This is a genomic window from Streptomyces sp. WAC 04229, from assembly GCF_003947455.1.
Lineage (GTDB): Bacteria > Actinomycetota > Actinomycetes > Streptomycetales > Streptomycetaceae > Streptomyces.
Window position 1 is genome coordinate 1 of record NZ_QHJH01000432.1, and the last position, 690, is coordinate 690.

General features: G+C 74.5%; 1 protein-coding gene. It reads left to right on the plus strand.

The window, feature by feature from the left end; genetic code table 11:
- Positions 1–690, plus strand: a 690-nt coding sequence (gene murF / locus DMH12_RS38720; protein WP_260474509.1) for a UDP-N-acetylmuramoyl-tripeptide--D-alanyl-D-alanine ligase, incomplete at both ends; no start/stop codon positions are given.

Genomic DNA, 690 nt, shown 5'->3' on the forward strand with positions numbered 1-690 from the left:
GTTCCGTGGCGGTGACGGCGCCGGCTGTGCTCGACAGCCGGCAGGGCGGGCCGGGCGGTCTGTTCGTCGCCGTGGCCGGTCAGCGGGCCGACGGCCACGACTATGCCGGGCAGGCCGGCCGGGCCGGGGTGGTGGCCGTGCTCGGCTCGAGGCCCACGCCGCTGCCCACCGTCGTCGTGGACGATCCCCGGGCCGCGCTGCAGCGGCTCGCCGCGCATGCCGTGTCCCGGCTGCGCAAGGACCTGACCGTCGTCTCGGTGACCGGCTCGCAGGGCAAGACCAGCACCAAGGACCTCCTGGCGGCGGTGTTCTCGCAGACCGCGCCGACGGTTGCCACGGCCGGCTCGCTCAACAACGAGTTCGGTGTGCCGCTCACCATGCTCCGCGCCGGCCTGGGCACCGAGTTCCTCGTCCTGGAGATGGGAGCCCGCCATGTCGGCGACATCGCCCACCTGACCGGCCTCGTCGCGCCCGACATCGCTGTCGTCCTCAACGTCGGAGTGGCCCACCTCGGCGAGTTCGGGTCCCGCGCCGCCATCGCCCGGGCCAAGGGCGAACTGGTGCAGGGCCTGGCACCCGGCGGCACCGCCGTCCTCAACGCCGACGACCCCCGGGTGAGCGCGATGCGCGCGCTCACCGACGGCCCGGTGCTGACCTTCGGACACGCCGGGCACGCCGACGTACGCGTAG